Source organism: Pseudomonas sp. P5_109, from assembly GCF_034009455.1.
Lineage (GTDB): Bacteria > Pseudomonadota > Gammaproteobacteria > Pseudomonadales > Pseudomonadaceae > Aquipseudomonas.
This window is the reverse complement of record NZ_CP125380.1, coordinates 6193369-6210349: the sequence shown is the minus strand read 5'-3', so window position 1 is coordinate 6210349 and position 16981 is coordinate 6193369. Positions and strand designations below refer to the sequence as shown.

The following is a 16981-nucleotide window of genomic DNA, read 5'->3' as shown; positions in this document are numbered from 1 at the left end:
GGCTGCTGATGGCTTGGTTGCTGTGTTTGATCCCTGTGCTGGCAACGGCGCAGGACGAACCTTTGCGCCTGGCCTTCAAGGGCGATTTGTTGTCCCTGAGCCGAACGCAGGTGATCACCCGCGAGCCGTTGCTGCAGACCTTGCAGACGCCGCTGGGCAGTGTGTGGAAGTTATTCGTCTACGCCTGGCTGGTGGATACCGGCGCCCGAGAGCTGGCTTATGAATGTCGTGGCCAGTCGAAGGAAGAGGTTTATTGCTGCACGGCGGGCGGCAGGATCGAACGTGATCAGGCGTTGGTGAAGTCCTGCGGTCTGTATTTCGAGCCCGCGCGACTGGGCATCAGTGATGCCGACTGGCGAGCCTATTGGCAGACGCGGCAGGCGCCGCCATGGTTGCTGGATTTGCCTTCATTGCAACCGGCCACACGGGTTTCGGTGGCGGAACTGTTGAAGGTGCTGTCGGCACTGCCGGCACAGGATCAAGCCCGGCGTGCGTTGCTCGATGTGGTGCTCAATGCCGCTGATGGCAATGTCGTCGGTGAGCTCGGTAGTCGTTTGCGAGTGAAGACCTGGAGCTGGTTGGCGGATCAGGATGCTGCGTCGCGTCAGGGCGGGTTTGCCGGTTGGACGGCAGACGGTACTCCGGTCTGGTCTGGAGGACGGGGCACCAGTCAGCGGGTACTCAGTGATTATGCGCAAGCATTGTCTACGGTGATTCCTGTTGCATGGCCTGCGGATGCAGGGCAGTGCGTAGAGGTCGACCTGTTCTCCCGCTATCCGCTTCGGCGCGTGCTGTCAGGGAGTGCTGTGGCGTCCTCCGGGCCGTTGCAGGGTGACTATCGCGTTGAGTTCGCCAACGGCAATGCGCTGGATATCCACAGCGACGGCGAGCTGTTTCTGCTCAACGACAACCTCGTGGCGCGCCTGGATCGCGAAGAGTACGTCGCCCGGGTTCTCCAGCGCGAAGCCAGCGCCGAACCGGTCGAGGCCGCTAAAGCCCTGGCTGTGGCCATTCGTACGTACCTGCTGCAAAACGCCACGCGCCGTGGCGATTGCCTGAGCATCGACGACAGCAGCAGCCGCCAGCGGGTCGCACCGCGTCCGGCGTCGCCCGGGGCTCGCGACATCGCCGCGTGGACCAGCGACCTGGTGCTGGCCGGCAGCACCGTGACCTACCATTCCGACCAACCTGGCCCGGACAAACTGTCCTGGCAGCAAGCCGTCGAACAGGCCTGTGCCGGTCAGCGCTACGACGCCATCCTGCTGCACGCCTACCCACGCGCCAGCCTCAGCCGCTGGGACAACCCGGTCGCGTCCTGCGAAGCGTTGCCCGCCGCGCAAGACTGGCTGCAAAAACAACGGCGCGGCTGGCGCCCGCGGCTTGAAAGTGAAACCGGCTACAACGAAGTCAGCACCTTCGCCGTGTGCCGTCTGCCCTTCGGCCGCCCCTATGTCGACCGCGAACGCCAGCGCATCTACGTGCGCGGCGTGCTGACGCTGCAAGACCGCCTCGACTTGACCCACGAATACCTGCACCTGGCCTTCGAAGCACACCCCAACGGCCAGGATGAAACCTACATCGAAGGGCTCGCCCGCCACCTCTTGCTGGAATAGACCATGAAACTCCTTTATCCACAGGTCTTGCTGTTTCTCTGTTCGCTGGTGGCGTTGCCACAGGTGATGGCGGCTGACAGCGTCAAACTCGACACCCCCGCAGGTGGCTGGCGCACCGGCGCGCCTGAGGGCGAAGGGGAAAGCTTCCGGCAGATCGTCAACTACCCGGCCTCCTCGGTGAATACCCCGGCAGGACAGGCCAACACCGCGCGCATCAGCGGGCAGATCAAGGCCACAGCGAAATCGACAGAACCCGGCCGACTGATCGTCAACGGTGTGAGCATGCCGCTGAAAATCGATCCGGCAGGCAACTTCGATCGCCCGTTCTCATTCCCCAACGGCAGCAATAGCGTCGAGGTTCGCAGCCCTGATGGCCAACAACGTAAACGCACGCAGTTCCTCAACAGCAGCGGCGGCGCCACCCCGGCCAAATTGCGCGTCTTGCTGGCGTGGGACAGCGACGGCACCGACCTCGACCTGCACCTGATCACCCCCGACGGTGCGCACATCTGGTACGGCGACCGTGTCGCGCCCAACGGCGCAGCGCTCGATGTCGACGTCACCACCGGCTACGGCCCGGAAATCTTCGCCATGCCCGCGCCGATCAAGGGGCAATACCTGGTGTACGTGAACTACTTCGGCGGCGGCTACAGCAGTGATGAAGAAGGGCAGGAAGACGCGGTCCAGCCGCTGACCACCGCGCAGGTGACGGTGATTACCGAGGAAGGAACGCCGAGCGAGAAGATGGAGACGTTCCTGGTGCCGATGCGCGCGGTGGGCGAGCTGACGTTGGTGAAATCGTTCAGCTACCCGTGAGGTTGAGGTACAACTTGCGCAGGGTTTGCACCCGATTGCGCCCGTGATCCTTGGCGCCATACAGGGCTTCATCGGCTTGTGAAAGCAGGCTCGAAAGGTCGTAGCCCGACTCGCGGGTGGTGACGACGCCGATGCTGACACTGAGCATTCCCGGCTCCAGCATCGACAGTTGGGAAAACGCCTGGCGGATGCGTTCAGCCACCTGAACTGCTTCTTGCTCATCCGCCTCTTTGAGCAGGCAGGCAAACTCCTCTCCGCCGATGCGACCGAACACATCGTGATTGCGAAGGTTGCCCGTCAGAATCCGGCTGAATGCGATCAGCGCCTGATCCCCCATCGGATGGCCAAAGCTATCGTTCAGGCGCTTGAAGTGATCCAGGTCGCACAACAGCAGGGCGACAGATTCCGTTCGGCGTTGGCTATCCGCCAGCAACCGCTCTCCGTGGGACATGAAGGCGCGCCGGTTACCGATCCCGGTGAGCGAATCGCAGAATGCCGCCGCCTTGAATTTGAGCTCGGTGCGTTCCTTGACCATGGCCAGCGTCACATAAGCAATGCCAATGACGTACAGCATGGATTCGAACAGCATGAAGGAGAAAAAGCGCACACCCTCGCCGACGCCCGACAGGGCCTGATCCAGCGGCAGGCTTTTGTCGATCACACTGCGAACGATGTAGAAAACGGTATGCAGCAGGGTCAGAACCAATGCGGGCATGTACGCGACATCAAGGCTCTGACGGTTACGCCATAACTCCGCGGCCGTCAGCACGCCATAGCCGGCCGCCAGCAGGGAATACATCACGACGCGCAGCGGCATGGCGTCATAGAACGCGGGAATCAGGCAGAGGCTCAGCCAGATGCCCGCGCCGGCAAAGATTCCCGGCAGCGACGGCGCGCGCCCGACCAATACGCGCATGGCGGTCCAGTTCATCGCAGCGCTCAGCAACAGGGCCACGTTGCCAAAAATCAGCGGGACAAAGTCGACCCCGCGCCCACGCCAACTGACCAGCACCACACCCAGGGCGGCGAGCAGCATCATTGCACCCAGATAAGCCAGAGGCCGCTCACGGGTTTCACGCCACCAGGCATGACAGGTCAACAGACCCATCAGAATAAAAACGAAGACCGAGACTACCAGCAGGGTCGGGATGTGCAGATCCATTGCGTAAGTGCCCGTTGAGCTTGAAAGCGAATTCCGACCGACAGAGCTTCTTCCGGGGTAAGGGTAGCGGTCTTTGGACGGGGTGGATTTAGCATCGGCCAATTTGGCTTGGCAAGTGTTCTGTGGGCGGGATGGAGGGTTATTAGCGTTTTTTCATGCAGAAATACATTGTGAATGTTCCTGAGTCGGTATCAGGAGTAATTGAGAGGGCCCTCCAACCGACATGGAAATGCCCTGACGTGAATGATCTTCGTAGCGGTACCTCTCTCGATTCTGCATTCAACGAAATCACCCAACTGATTGTGACTGCGCGACAACGCGCGATGCAGGCGGTCAACACTGAGTTGATTGAATTGCACTGGCAGGTTGGGGCTTACATCAGTCGCAAAATTGAAGCGGCGGAGTGGGGGGATGGGGTGGTGGCGCAGTTGGCTAGTCACCTCGCTTGTACTCAGCCTGGATTGCGAGGCTTTACCCGCCCCAATTTGTTTCGTATGCGTCAATTTTTCGAAGCGTACAGGCATGACGTAAAAGTCTCAGCACTGCTGAGACAATTGCCTTGGACACACAACATGATCATTCTCAACCAGAGCAAACACCCGGAGGAACGTGAGTTTTACCTGCGCATGGCAATCCAGGAGAAGTGGTCGAGCCGCGAACTGGAGCGTCAGTTCAAGGCGGCTCTGTTTGAACGTTCAGTGGTCAGCCCGGCAAAAGTGTCAGCACCGCTGAGACAAATTCATCCCCAGGCCCTGGAGGTGTTCAAGGATGCCTACATGGTCGAGTTTCTGGCCCTGGAGCGTGGCCATGCAGAGACAGACTTGCATGGAGGCCTGCTGCACAGGCTCAGGGATTTTCTGATCGAACTGGGCAGGGACTTCTGCTTTGTGGGTTCGCAATATCCATTGCAGGTAGGTGGGCGTGACTTTGCGCTGGACCTGTTGTTCTTCCACCGAGGGCTGAACTGCCTGGTGGCGATCGAACTCAAGGTCGGGCGCTTCGAACCGGAATACCTGGGGAAGATGGATTTTTATCTTGAAGCGTTGGACCGCAATGTCCGCAAGCCACACGAAAACCCGGCGCTCGGCGTATTGTTGTGCGCGAGCAAAGAGGACGAAATCGTCGAATACGCCCTGAACCGCTCACTGTCGCCCGCCTTGATCGCGGAGTACCACACCCAGTTGCCGGACAAGAAGCTGTTGCAAGCCAAGCTGCAGGAGTTTTATGCGTTGAATGCGCAAGAGGCTGAGTGATTTTTGTCGTTGAACATTTTCTTTCAGGCATTAAAAAGCCGGCTTGTGGCCGGCTTCTCGGGGACTGGCTTGGATCATTTTTGGTAAACCGCGCCAGCCTTCAAAACGTACACCCGGATCTTGCGTCCGGCTGTGGGACCTGGGGAGAAAGTCATCTGCCAGGTCAGTGCATCTGAGCCGCAAGGCGGGTCGATGCGCAAATGTGGGGCGCAGCATACGCAGGTTTGGCGAAAATTCCCAGCGGGAAGTGCCGGGCAGAGCCGCTTGGCCACCTGAGTGGGTGGCCGATGGGCGTTCCGGGGCGTTTAAAGAAACGGTACCACCGGCCGCCGTTTGTTCAGGGTCGACCACCAGAACACCCAGCCCAACACCCTGATGTTCTGTTGTTCGATTTCTCCAGCCCTGAAAATTTCATCCGGGTACTCGGCACGGTTGTGGCTGCGCAGTCGCAGGGAGTTGCCCGGTAGTCGGTGCAGGTATTTGATGCGCAGCATGCCGTCATGCTCGATGGCGTAGATCTCGCCATCGATAATCTGGGTCAGGCCGCGGTCAATCGCCAGGGTCGAACCGTCTTCAATTTTCTCTCCCATGCTGTTGCCGCTCATGAAGGCACAGATGGCGTCGGTGTGGTTGATTTCCAGGGAGTCGAGGTGATTGCGGGGCAGGCGGATGGATTGCTCGGGGTCTTCAATGACGTGGGTTTTGTTTGAGCCCGGGGTGATGGCAGCTTCTTTGTACAGAGGCAGTTCGACGTCGGCAGGCTCAATGACGGTGTAGACGCCACGGATGGTCTGGGCATCGAAGGTGTGGCCGGACTCGTCGAGCAGGCGCAGGTGCTGGGCGTCTTTCGAGCCTTCGCCGGTTTTCAGCCAGTCGCTGTTGACGGAGAGTTTTCTGGCGACTTCTTCCATGCAATGGGCAGGCACGCCGCGGGTGTACCAGTTATGTACATTTTGCGGAGCCGTATCCAGGAAGTCGGCAAATCCGGTGGTGGTGATGTTCGCTGCTTCGAGGAGCGCCTTGAAGCGTGGGCCGCTAGTGTTCTTTTTCATGAACACGAGTCTACTGGCGGCTGGTGAGGGTTTGAATAAACGCTTCGTTCAAATTTTGCGGGAAATTTACGACCGGATGTAAGACGTTCTTGAGGAATTTTAAACAGACGGAAACCATGATCGAACAAGGTTAAACGTCATGTTTAGCGCGCTTATCATGCGCCCACAAAAAACCCCGGATCACCCGGGGTTTTTCTTGCCGCTTGCAGCTAATAGCCTGCAGCCGGGCTTAGCCTTTATAGGCAGCAACCGACTTGGTGATTGCGTCGCGGGCGGCGTCTGCGCCGGCCCAGCCTTCGATCTTCACCCATTTGCCTTTTTCGAGATCTTTGTAGTTCGCGAAGAAGTGCTCGATCTGCTGGATCAGCAGTGCTGGCAGGTCGGTGTATTCCTTCACGTCGACGTACAGCTGGGACAGCTTGTCGTGTGGGACTGCGATGACTTTGGCATCGCCGCCGCCGTCGTCGGTCATGTTCAGGATACCGACCGGACGGGCGCGGATCACCGAACCTGGAGCAACCGGGTAAGGGGTCACGACCAGCACGTCGAGGGGATCACCGTCGTCAGCCAGGGTGTTCGGGATGTAACCGTAGTTGGCCGGGTAGAACATTGGGGTGGCCATGAAACGGTCAACGAACAGGCAATCGCTGTCTTTGTCGATTTCGTATTTGATCGGCGCGTGGTTGGCCGGAATCTCGATCGCGACGTAGATGTCGTTCGGCAGGTCTTTGCCAGCCGGAATCTTGCTGTAGCTCATTGGGCGTTGCCCCCGTTAGTTGACCAAAAACACTTGGCCGGATTGACCAAAAAGTGGCGGCGATTATAGGCATATTCCTGGATCGACGCCATGTACCAGAAGTCGTATGGCGCTTACTGGTGTGCCTGATAGACAGGGTCATGCGCCTGAAGTTGCTTCAACCTCGCCAGCGGGTCCTGGCGATAGAACAACTTCAACTGTTGATACACCTGTGGATAAGCCTCGTGCAGCAAATCCGGGGCGCTGAAGAAGTATTCGCTGGTGACGGCGAAGAACTCGGCAGGGTTTTCGGCGGCATAGGGATCGATGGCCGTTTCGGCATCGGGATTGCGCTCCAGTTGCCGGTCGAGGTCGTCATAGGCCTCTTGCATGACGTTGGCCCAGTCGCTGACGCGCATGTCGGCATGCAACGGCGGCAGGCCATTGGCCACGCCATTGAGCATGTCGAGTTTGTGCGCCAGTTCGTGGATCACCAGGTTGTAGCCTTCCCAGCCACCACTGGCCATCACGCCGGGCCAGGCGAGGATGATCGGGCCTTGCTGCCAGGCTTCACCGCTGTGTTCACCGTCCCATTCGTGCTCGACGCCGCTGGCATCACGATGGCGCTGGGGGCTGAGGAAGTCATCGGGGTAGAGGATTATTTCGTGGAAGCCCTGATACCAGTTCAGGTCGCCGAGGTGCAGCAGCGGTAGTTGCGCCTGGGCAGCGAGCAGCAAGCGTTGCTCCTGATGCAGTTTGACGCCGGGCAGGGCGGTCAGGTGCTTGTCTTCGAGGAACAGCACGCAGGCTTCGCGTAGCCATCGGTCTTCGGCGGCACTGATGCCGTCGAGAAAGCTCAGGTGATGGCGCACCCGTTGCCACATGTCATCGGCAATCGGGTGCTTGGCCAGGGTGCACCGGCGACGCCAGGCGCTCAGAGACCACATCGTGTCAGCGCGATTCGGCTTTTGAGCTCGAACCCGCAAGGCGGCTACGCACCATGCCAATGATCATCGGCACCAGCGAAAGCAGGATGATGCCCACAATCAGCAGCGACAGGTTTTTCTTGATGAACGGCACGTTGCCGAAGAAGTAACCGAGTGTCACCAGGCCGCCGACCCACAGGATGGTGCCCAGCACACTGAAGCCAAAGAAGCGCGGGTAGGGCATTTTCCCCACACCGGCGACGAAGGGCGCGAAAGTACGGATGATGGGCAGGAAGCGCGCCAGCGTCACGGTTTTGCCGCCATGCTTGTCGTAGAAATCGTGGGTTTGTTGCAGGTAGTCGCGGCGGAAGATCTTCGAGTTCGGATTGCTGAACAGTTTTTCACCCGCCGTTCGTCCGATGATGTAGTTGGTACTGTCGCCCAGAATCGCCGCCAGCATCAGCAGGCCGCCGAGCAGTACCGGGTCCATGCCGCCACCGGCCGCCACGGCGCCAGCGATGAACAGCAGGGAGTCGCCCGGCAGGAAGGGCATGACCACAAGGCCGGTTTCACAAAAGATAACCATGAACAGAATGGCGTAGATCCACGCCCCGTAGTTGGCTACAAGCATGTCGAGGTAGACGTCGAGATGCAGCACAATGTCGATCGGGTTGAAATCCATGCAAAGCACCTGTGTTAATGGCCCAACTCGGCAGGCCTGTGCGGATGACTTCGGGTAAGACTACAGACAGGTGTAGTTTTTCTTACATGCCGGGAAGGTCGGGATTATACGAGGCAAGAGGTGAAAATCGCGTCGAGATTGTAGCGGGGAATGTCATGAAAGGGCTGATGTTTGATAACGAACAGGTGGGAGCGAGCCTGCTCGCGATGCCGTCGCCTCGTTGGACCCGTGTAATCCAGTCGATGCCATCGCGAGCAGGGTACAGGTGATTCAGAGTTCGTCGCTGATCGGCAGCACATAGTTCTTGAATTCGGTGTCTACCTTGAAGCCGATGGACTCGTAGGTTTTCTGCGCGATTTCATTGTTGCTGCTGGTGGAAACACGCATGCGCACGGCATTGGTTTCCTTGGCCATTTTTTTCGCGGTACGGATCAGGTTATCGGCCACCAACTGGCGGCGGGCGTCCTCGGCGACATAGATATCGTTGAGGATCCACACGCGTTTGAGCGAAAGCGAGGAGAAGCTCGGGTACAGCTGACAGAACCCCATCAGTTTGTGGCTGTCGTCATCGGACAGCGCCAGGTAGATCACCGACTCCTTGCGACGCAGGCGTTTTTCGAGGAACGCTCGTGACGAGTCCGGATACGGCAGGGAACCATAAAACTCGCGATATTTGACGAACAATGGGGTCAGCAGGTCCAGGTGTTCGAGGGTCGCTTGAATAATCCGCATGGTAGGTCTCGTCTTCAAGTGGCTGTCTTACGTCTCTGACGGCGATGGGAAACCTTTGGCGGCCGCGCAACGATCCTGCCTGAAATTGGTACGAATGTGCAATGCAGAAGCGGTTCAGGCATTCGGCGGGCCGAGCAGGAAATTACCTTTCATGTCGGTTCCTGCATCCGATTCCAGTGTCTGGACCTGTGCTTCATCCTTCAGATTGACCCCTGACAACTGCCGCCGACAGGCTTCGCGCATCAAATACAGCAAACGGTGTGCCGCCATGCCGTAACTCAGGCCTTCGAGCCGCACGTTGGAGATGCAATTACGGTAGGCATCGGTAAGGCCGACCTTGGGATTGTAGGTGAAATATAACCCCAGGCTGTCCGGGGAGCTGAGTCCAGGGCGTTCGCCGATGAGGATTACGGTCATTTTCGCCCCCAGCAACTCACCGATTTCGTCCGCGACCGCCACGCGCCCCTGTTCCACCAATATCACCGGCGCCAAGGCCCAGCCTTCGGCGGCAATCTGTTCTTCGAGACGTGCCAGAAAGGGCAGGGTATGGCGATGGACGGCCAGTGCCGACAGGCCGTCGGCGATCACGATCACCAAATCGACCCCGCCAGGATGCGCCGAAGCGTATTCACGCAGGGTCTTTGCCGACGCGTCATTGAGCTTTCGTCCCAGGTCCGGGCGTTGCAGGTAACTGTTGCGGTCGATCGCTGCGCTGTGCAGCAAAAGGCATTCGTGTCCGCGTTCGGCCAGTTTTGCATTGAGTGCCGCGTGATCGAACGGCAAGTGCACCGCATCCCGCGCCTGGGCGTGGGCGTATTGGAAGTCCAGTTGTGCGCGGGTGGGAATGCTGGTGCCGGTTCGGCCCAGGGCAATTCGCGCCGGTGTCAGGCGTCGCAGTTCAAGCCATGGGTTGTGGGGATCGAAGGGTAGTTTATCCATGTCATTACTCATCCCAATTGCGCCAGGGCCTGCCGAAAGGCCGGCGGCAGGCTGTCACCGAAGAGAACTCTGCCGTCCGATTGAGTGAAGATGCCCATTTTCGCCAGCCACTGCTCGAACTCCGGTGCGGGCTTCAACCCCAGGGTCTGCCTGGCGTAGAGCGCATCGTGGAACGAGGTGGTCTGGTAATTGAGCATGATGTCGTCGGAACCGGGGATACCCATGATGAAGTTGATTCCGGCGACGCCCAGCAGGGTCAGCAGGGTGTCCATATCGTCCTGGTCAGCTTCGGCATGGTTGGTGTAGCAGATGTCACAACCCATGGGCACGCCCAAAAGCTTGCCGCAGAAGTGATCTTCCAGGCCGGCGCGGATGATCTGTTTGCCGTTGTACAGGTATTCCGGGCCGATGAAGCCAACGACGGTGTTGACCAGAAACGGGTTGAAGTGACGCGCGACGGCATAGGCGCGGGTTTCGCAGGTTTGTTGGTCGACGCCATGGTGGGCGTTGGCCGACAGGGCGCTGCCCTGGCCGGTTTCGAAGTACATCAGGTTCTGGCCGAGCGTGCCGCGGTTCAGGCTCAAACCGGCGTCATAGCCTTCCTTCAATACACTCAGGTTGATGCCGAAACTGGCGTTGGCCGCTTCGGTGCCGGCGATCGACTGGAACACCAGGTCCAGCGGCACGCCCCGATTGACCGCTTCAATCGACGTGGTGACGTGGGTCAGCACGCACGCCTGGGTCGGGATCTCGTAGCGTTGGATGATCGCGTCGAGCATTTCCAGCATGGCGCAGATCGAGGCGATGCTGTCCGTGGCCGGATTGATGCCGATCATTGCGTCGCCATTGCCGTGCAGCAGACCGTCGAGAATGCTCGCGGCGATGCCGGCCGGTTCGTCGGTGGGGTGGTTCGGCTGCAGGCGCGTGGACAGGCGTCCGCGCAGGCCCAGGGTGCCGCGAAACTGCGTGACCACGCGGATTTTCTGCGTCACCAGCACCAGATCCTGCACGCGCATGATCTTCGAGACGGCGGCAGCCATTTCCGGGGTCAGGCCGGGGGCGAGGGCGCGCAGGACGTGTTCGTCGGCGGCATCGCTGAGCAGCCAGTCGCGAAAACCACCGACGGTGAGGTGGCTGACGACGGCGAAAGCCTGTTTGTCGTGGGTATCGATGATCAGTCGGGTGACTTCATCGGATTCGTAGGGGATCAGTGCTTCCTGCAGGAAGTGGCTTAGCGGAGTGTCGGCCAAAGCCATCTGTGCGGCCACGCGCTCGCCATCGTTGAGCGCGGCGACGCCGGCCAGGAAATCCCCGGAGCGCGCCGGGCTGGCCTTGGCCATCACTTCCTTGAGGCTGTCGAAGCGGTAAGTCTGGGCGCCGACGGTATGGGCGAATGCGGCCATGGGGCGGTGTCCTCCAATAATTACTGCAATCTGCTCTTCCTGTGGGAGCGGGCTTGCTCGCGAATGCGGTGTGTCATTCAAAATAGATGTCGACTGACACGACGTCTTCGCGAGCAAGCCCGCTCCCACATGGGAACTGCGTGCACTTCAATAATGCAGGCGCCGGGCAACAGGCCCGGAGCCGGTGCATCTCATATACCTTCGAGCATAGCGTCTGCCGGTGCTTCGGATCGTTGCTTGGCGGTCAACTGGAAGTACAGGTAACCGGCAGCCATGAAACCGAGGAAGATCAGGCCGATCAAGGTGTTGAACCACGCCATCGCCACCAGGCACACCACCGCCAGAAACAGCGCGATCCCCGGTACGATCGGATAGCCCGGCGCGCGGAAGGTACGTTCCAGGTTCGGTTCGGTTTTACGCAGCTTGAACAGGCTCAGCATACTGATGATGTACATCACGATGGCGCCGAATACCGACATGGTGATCATTGCCGCCGTCAGGGTCATGCCTTGCAGGTTGACCAGCCCGTCGCTGTAGATCGCCGCGATGCCTATCACGCCACCGGCCAGGATCGCCCGGTGTGGAGTCTGGAAGCGCGAGAGTTTGGCCAGCCCTTTGGGCAGGTAGCCGGCGCGGGCCAGGGCGAAGAACTGCCGGGAATAGCCAAGAATGATCCCGTGGAAACTCGCGACCAAACCGAACAAACCGATCCAGACCAGCATGTGCATCCAGGTTGAATTGTTGCCGACCACGGCTTTCATCGCCTGAGGCAACGGATCGTTGATGTTCGACAGTTGACGCCAGTCGCCGACGCCACCGGCCATTACCATCACGCCGATGGCCAGGAACACCAGGGTCAGAATACCGCTGACGTAGGCCTTGGGGATTGTGCGTTTCGGGTCCTTGGCTTCTTCGGCGGCCATGGCAGCGCCTTCGATGGCGAGAAAGAACCAGATCGCGAAGGGAATGGCGGCGAAAATACCGGGAATCGAGGCCATCGTGAACTCATTGGCGCCCGACCAGCCATTGAGTACGAAGTTGCTGAAGCTGAAGCCCGGAGCGACCACGCCCATGAACACCAGCAGTTCAGCGACCGCCAGCACCGTGACCACCAATTCGAAGGTGGCCGCGATGCTGACGCCAAGGATGTTCAGGCCCATGAACACGAAATAGGCGCCAACGGCGGCGATCTTCGGGTCAAGTTCCGGGTATTGCACGTTCAGGTAGGCGCCGATGGCCATGGCGATGGCCGGTGGTGCAAAGACGAATTCGATCAGGGTGGCGATGCCGGCGATCAATCCGCCTTTCTCGCCAAAGGCCCGGCGGCTGTAGGCAAACGGCCCGCCAGCGTGGGGAATCGCCGTGGTCAGTTCGGTGAAGCTGAAGATGAAGCAGGTGTACATCGTCGCCACCATCAACGCGGTGACGAGAAAGCCCAATGTGCCTGCGGTGCCCCAGCCGTAACTCCAGCCGAAGTACTCGCCGGAAATCACCAGGCCGACGGCAATGCCCCATAAATGCAGGGTGCCGAGTGTGGGTTTGAGCTGTGTGGAAGAAGTAGTCATAAGTCCTCTCTAATTTTTATTGTTCGATCTTTTGGACTTTCGGGTACGACGGGTTGGGTGCAAATCCTGAATGACGGGTACGCAAGGCCCGTGCCAGAGCGGCCAGCCTTTGGTGTTGTGTCATTTAGGACGCCATCGCCGGCAAGCCGGCTCCTACAGGTTTACGCGGTCTGTAGGAGCTGGCTTGCCAGCGATGGACTCACCTCATTTCAAGAGGGGTTAGAAGAAGCCCAACGGATTGATGTCGTAGCTCACCAGCAGGTTTTTGGTCTGCTGATAGTGGTCGAGCATCATCTTGTGGGTTTCACGGCCGACGCCGGACTTCTTGTACCCGCCGAACGCGGCGTGCGCCGGGTACAGGTGGTAGCAGTTGGTCCACACACGACCGGCCTTGATGGCGCGGCCCATGCGGTAGGCGCGGTTGATGTCGCGGGTCCAGAGGCCGGCTCCGAGGCCGAACTCGGTGTCGTTGGCGATGGCCAGGGCTTCGGCTTCGTCCTTGAAGGTGGTGATGCTCACCACCGGGCCGAAGATTTCTTCCTGGAACACGCGCATCTTGTTGGTGCCCTTGAGCAGGGTTGGCTGGATGTAATACCCGGTCGCCAGGCTGCCCTCGAGTTTTTCTATCTTGCCGCCGGTCAGCAGCTCGGCGCCTTCGCCCTTGGCGATTTCCAGGTACGAAAGAATCTTGTCGAATTGCTGCTCGGACGCCTGGGCGCCGACCATGGTGTCGGTGTCCAGCGGGTCACCACGTTTGATCTGCAGGACCTTCTTCATCACCACTTGCATGAATTCGTCGTAGATCGACTCCTGCACCAGCGCGCGAGATGGGCAGGTGCAGACTTCGCCCTGGTTGAAGAACGCCAGCACCAGGCCTTCAGCGGCTTTTTCGATGAAGGACGGCTCGGCCTTCATGATGTCTTCGAAGAAGATGTTCGGCGATTTGCCACCCAGCTCCACGGTGGACGGAATGATGTTTTCGGCGGCGCATTTCATGATGTGCGAGCCGACCGGGGTCGAGCCGGTGAAGGCGATTTTGGCAATGCGTTTGCTGGTGGCCAGCGCTTCGCCGGCTTCGCGACCGAAACCCTGGACGATGTTCAGCACGCCGGGTGGCAGCAGGTCGCCGATCAGTTCGACCAGCACGGTGATGCCCAGCGGGGTTTGTTCGGCAGGCTTGAGCACCACGCAGTTACCGGCGGCCAGGGCCGGGGCGAGTTTCCAGGCGGCCATCAGGATCGGGAAGTTCCACGGGATGATCTGCCCGACTACGCCCAGTGGTTCATGGATGTGATAGGCCACGGTATTGCCGTCGATCTCGGCAGCGCTGCCTTCTTGCGCGCGGATGCAGCCGGCGAAGTAGCGGAAGTGGTCGGCGGCCAGCGGGATGTCGGCGTTGAGGGTTTCACGCACGGCTTTGCCGTTGTCCCAGGATTCGGTAATTGCCAGCAGTTCGAGGTTCTGCTCGATGCGGTCGGCGATTTTCAACAGCACCAGCGAACGGGCTTGCGCAGAGGTGGCGCCCCACGCGTCGGCGGCGGCGTGGGCAGCATCCAGGGCCTTGTCGATGTCTTCGGCCGTGGAGCGGGGGAATTCGGCAATCGGTTGGCCATTTACTGGCGAGGTATTGGTGAAGTACTGACCTTTGACAGGCGCGACGAACTCGCCGCCGATGTAGTTACCGTATTTGGCTTTGAACGAAACGATAGCGCCTTCAGTACCGGGGTGAGCGTAACGCATGGTGGTCTCTCCTTGCTTTTGTGCTTATAGGGAGTCGCGCATGTGCGCTTGCTTTAAGCGTAGAGCAAGGGCCGGGCCAGTGCGTTGCAGCTCAGGCAAATCAAGGCCTTGCGCATTTTTTGTCGGACGGATGGGGTGCGCCTGTGACGTTTTCGGTACAACTGGCGTGACACTTTGTACCGCTACTGGCACAGCCTGTGACTGGGTAGTCTTGCAGGCATTGCAATGCAGGCCAGGCTGGAGGATGCTCGGCGACGGGACGCTGCTTTGTGGCGAGGGAGCTTGCTCCCACTGGGCTGCGCAACGGCCCCAAAAAGTCTGCCGGCCAAGATTCTGGCGAGCGCTTCGCACTCGAGCGGTAGCAAGCTCCCTCGCCACAAGGTGTGTGCCATTCCTTAAAAGGGGGAGGCATTGCTCTCGGGGAGAATAATAAGAAATGCACGACAACCATTTGAGTCGCCATGCCCAGCAGGTCCTGACTGTCACTCAGGGCAAGGCCCACCTGCACGGCCCTGGCAGCGATCCGTCCATCGCGCGCTCCTGGCTGCGCTGCCTTGAGGACTATCATCTCGACCCGGCCCTGAGCATCGCGCCGACGGTGCTGGAACATGGCCGCGTCCTCGAAAGCCGCGAACGCTTGCAGCAAGTGCTGCACATCGCCGGCAATGAAATGACCAGCCTGCACCAGCAACTCTCCGGCGCCGGCCATGCGGTATTGCTGACCGACGCTCGCGGCGTGATCCTCAACTGCGTCACCGCGCCCGCCGAGCGGCAGATCTTCGAACGCGCCGGGCTCTGGCTCGGTGCCGACTGGAGCGAGGCCTGCGAAGGCACCAACGGCATCGGCACCTGCCTGGTCGAGCGTCAGTCGCTGACCATCCATCAGGACGAACACTTCCGTGGCCGTCATACCGGCCTGACGTGCTCGGCGAGCCCGGTCTTCGACCCCCATGGCGAATTGCTGGCGGTGCTCGACGTGTCGTCGGCGCGGCGCGATGTGTCGCGGCAAAGTCAGTTCCACACCATGGCGCTGGTCAATCTGTCGGCGAAGATGATCGAGAGTTGCTACTTCCTGCGCTGCTTCGACAACCAATGGCTGCTGCGTTTTCACTTGCAGGCCGAGTCCGTTGGATTGTTCAGCGAAGGGTTGCTGGCGTTCGACGGAGAAGGGCGCATTTGTGCGGTCAATCAGAGTGCGCTGAACCTGCTGGGCCATATTCGCGGCGGCTTGCTGGGTAAGCCGGTGGAAGCGTTTTTCGATTGCTCGCTCGATGAGTTGCTGGGGCGGGCGAGCATCAATGCCGCGGCCAGTTGGCCGTTGCGCACCCGTGATGGCCGCAAGCTGTTCGCGGTGTTGCGCGGTGAGGCGCGGCGACCACTATCGATTCCGATGGTGCCTGCTCCCAAGGTTGCTCCAGCACCGCGCCTGTCGGGCATTTGCCTGGATGATGTGACGTTGCAGGCGGACTTTCGCAAGGCCTTGCGTGTCTACGAGCGCGATGTGCCGTTGCTGATCAACGGCGAAACCGGGTCCGGCAAGGAGGCCTTTGCCAAAGCGGTGCACCACGCCAGCCAGCGGGCGGAAAAAGCCTTCGTCGCCCTCAATTGCGCGGCCATTCCCGAAAGCCTGATCGAAAGCGAGTTGTTCGGTTATCGCGGTGGCAGCTTCACCGGCGCACGCAAGGAAGGCATGCGTGGCAAGTTGCAACAGGCCGACGGCGGGACGTTGTTCCTCGATGAAATCGGTGACATGCCACTGGCCTTGCAGACGCGCTTGCTGAGGGTGCTGGAAGACCGGCAAGTGGTGCCGATTGGTGGCGAGCCGGAATCGGTGAATGTGCGGATCATCAGCGCCACTCACCGTAATTTGCTGGATCGCGTGCAGGACGGCAGCTTCCGTGAAGATTTGTATTACCGCCTCAACGGGCTGGAAGTCGCGCTGCCGGCTTTGCGCGATCGCAGTGATAAATCGCAGTTGCTCGATTTTCTATTGGCCGAAGAGGCGGGCGCAGAAACCGTGCTGATCGACGGACCGGCGCGGGAGGCCTTATTGGGGTTCGCCTGGCCGGGCAACGTGCGCCAACTGCGAAATGTGCTGCGTACGCTGGCAGCACTGTGTGAGGACGGGCGGATTGGCCTGGAGGATTTGCCGGCGCTGATTCGTTCGGTCAGGCCGGCAGTGGTGCCGCCTATCGAAGAGCCATCGGAGCATCCGCTGGAGGATGCCGAGCGGCTGGCGTTGCTCAATGCGCTGGAGCAGACGCGGTGGCATATGACGCATACGGCGGAGCAGTTGGGGGTCAGTCGAAATACCCTCTATCGGAAGCTGCGTAAATACGGTATCGCCCGGTAATTGCTACGT

14 protein-coding genes are annotated in these 16981 nt (G+C 59.9%); 4 read left to right on the top strand and 10 right to left on the bottom strand.

Annotation, left to right across the window (positions count from 1 at the left end):
- The first annotated feature begins 8 nt into the window (after positions 1-8).
- Positions 9-1613 (top strand): DUF2300 domain-containing protein, encoded by a 1605-nt coding sequence (locus QMK54_RS27625; RefSeq protein ID WP_413787349.1) that lies wholly within the window; start codon positions 9-11, stop codon positions 1611-1613.
- Positions 1614-1616: 3 nt separating this feature from the next.
- Positions 1617-2429, top strand: a complete 813-nt coding sequence (locus QMK54_RS27620) for a YfaP family protein (RefSeq protein ID WP_223590114.1) — start codon at positions 1617-1619, stop codon at positions 2427-2429.
- On the opposite strand, the gene QMK54_RS27615 is transcribed toward QMK54_RS27620, so the two are convergent.
- Positions 2416-3591: a GGDEF domain-containing protein gene (locus QMK54_RS27615; RefSeq protein WP_320401641.1), complete on the bottom strand. Its 1176-nt coding sequence runs from the start codon at positions 3589-3591 to the stop codon at positions 2416-2418. The genes QMK54_RS27620 and QMK54_RS27615 overlap by 14 nt on opposite strands.
- Before the next feature lie 239 nt (positions 3592-3830).
- Here QMK54_RS27615 and QMK54_RS27610 point away from each other — a divergent pair, with 239 nt between their 5' ends.
- The gene (locus QMK54_RS27610; RefSeq protein ID WP_320401640.1) at positions 3831-4844 is read left to right on the top strand and encodes a PDDEXK nuclease domain-containing protein; all 1014 of its coding nucleotides are present in this window, start codon (positions 3831-3833) and stop codon (positions 4842-4844) included.
- A 305-nt stretch (positions 4845-5149) separates the two neighbouring features.
- Here the strand turns inward: QMK54_RS27610 and QMK54_RS27605 are convergent, their stop codons facing one another.
- From QMK54_RS27605 to QMK54_RS27565, 9 genes are all read right to left on the bottom strand, one after another.
- Positions 5150-5896, bottom strand: coding sequence for a S24 family peptidase (locus QMK54_RS27605; RefSeq protein WP_110660563.1), 747 nt, complete (start codon positions 5894-5896; stop codon positions 5150-5152).
- Between the two features lie 229 nt (positions 5897-6125).
- Entirely contained in the window at positions 6126-6653 is a 528-nt protein-coding gene (gene ppa, locus QMK54_RS27600; RefSeq protein ID WP_007894323.1) for an inorganic diphosphatase, read from the bottom strand.
- A gap of 113 nt (positions 6654-6766) precedes the next feature.
- A complete protein-coding gene (locus tag QMK54_RS27595) occupies positions 6767-7579 on the bottom strand; it encodes a zinc-dependent peptidase (protein WP_320401639.1) in 813 nt (270 codons plus the stop codon).
- Between the two features lie 4 nt (positions 7580-7583).
- Positions 7584-8240, bottom strand: coding sequence for a DedA family protein (locus QMK54_RS27590; protein ID WP_110660565.1), 657 nt, complete (start codon positions 8238-8240; stop codon positions 7584-7586).
- Between the two features lie 270 nt (positions 8241-8510).
- Complete coding sequence (locus tag QMK54_RS27585) at positions 8511-8972, bottom strand: GNAT family N-acetyltransferase (RefSeq protein WP_007970197.1); 462 nt, start codon at positions 8970-8972, stop codon at positions 8511-8513.
- Between the two features lie 114 nt (positions 8973-9086).
- Entirely contained in the window at positions 9087-9923 is an 837-nt protein-coding gene (eutC, locus tag QMK54_RS27580) for an ethanolamine ammonia-lyase subunit EutC (protein ID WP_411740838.1), read from the bottom strand.
- Positions 9920-11314: an ethanolamine ammonia-lyase subunit EutB gene (locus QMK54_RS27575; protein ID WP_110660567.1), complete on the bottom strand. Its 1395-nt coding sequence runs from the start codon at positions 11312-11314 to the stop codon at positions 9920-9922. The genes eutC and QMK54_RS27575 overlap by 4 nt, the downstream gene beginning before the upstream one ends.
- Positions 11315-11505: 191 nt before the next feature.
- Positions 11506-12879 (bottom strand): ethanolamine permease, encoded by a 1374-nt coding sequence (gene eat / locus QMK54_RS27570; RefSeq protein ID WP_110660569.1) that lies wholly within the window; start codon positions 12877-12879, stop codon positions 11506-11508.
- 219 nt (positions 12880-13098) lie between these two features.
- Positions 13099-14619, bottom strand: coding sequence for an aldehyde dehydrogenase family protein (locus QMK54_RS27565; protein ID WP_320401638.1), 1521 nt, complete (start codon positions 14617-14619; stop codon positions 13099-13101).
- 436 nt (positions 14620-15055) lie between these two features.
- Between QMK54_RS27565 and QMK54_RS27560 the strand changes: the two genes are divergently transcribed.
- Positions 15056-16972 carry a sigma-54-dependent Fis family transcriptional regulator gene (locus QMK54_RS27560; RefSeq protein ID WP_320401637.1) on the top strand — a complete coding sequence of 639 codons (1917 nt, stop codon included), beginning with the start codon at positions 15056-15058 and terminating at the stop codon, positions 16970-16972.
- Positions 16973-16981 lie beyond the last annotated feature (9 nt).

Coding starts and splice junctions, on each gene's coding strand:
- QMK54_RS27625 (WP_413787349.1), top strand. CDS start 9: ATGGCTTGGTTGCTGTGTTTGATCCCTGTGCTGGCAACGGCGCAGGAC.
- QMK54_RS27620 (WP_223590114.1), top strand. CDS start 1,617: ATGAAACTCCTTTATCCACAGGTCTTGCTGTTTCTCTGTTCGCTGGTG.
- QMK54_RS27615 (WP_320401641.1), bottom strand. CDS start 3,591: ATGGATCTGCACATCCCGACCCTGCTGGTAGTCTCGGTCTTCGTTTTT.
- QMK54_RS27605 (WP_110660563.1), bottom strand. CDS start 5,896: ATGAAAAAGAACACTAGCGGCCCACGCTTCAAGGCGCTCCTCGAAGCA.
- ppa (WP_007894323.1), bottom strand. CDS start 6,653: ATGAGCTACAGCAAGATTCCGGCTGGCAAAGACCTGCCGAACGACATC.
- QMK54_RS27595 (WP_320401639.1), bottom strand. CDS start 7,579: ATGTGGTCTCTGAGCGCCTGGCGTCGCCGGTGCACCCTGGCCAAGCAC.
- QMK54_RS27590 (WP_110660565.1), bottom strand. CDS start 8,240: ATGGATTTCAACCCGATCGACATTGTGCTGCATCTCGACGTCTACCTC.
- QMK54_RS27585 (WP_007970197.1), bottom strand. CDS start 8,972: ATGCGGATTATTCAAGCGACCCTCGAACACCTGGACCTGCTGACCCCA.
- eutC (WP_411740838.1), bottom strand. CDS start 9,923: ATGAGTAATGACATGGATAAACTACCCTTCGATCCCCACAACCCATGG.
- QMK54_RS27575 (WP_110660567.1), bottom strand. CDS start 11,314: ATGGCCGCATTCGCCCATACCGTCGGCGCCCAGACTTACCGCTTCGAC.
- eat (WP_110660569.1), bottom strand. CDS start 12,879: ATGACTACTTCTTCCACACAGCTCAAACCCACACTCGGCACCCTGCAT.
- QMK54_RS27565 (WP_320401638.1), bottom strand. CDS start 14,619: ATGCGTTACGCTCACCCCGGTACTGAAGGCGCTATCGTTTCGTTCAAA.
- QMK54_RS27560 (WP_320401637.1), top strand. CDS start 15,056: ATGCACGACAACCATTTGAGTCGCCATGCCCAGCAGGTCCTGACTGTC.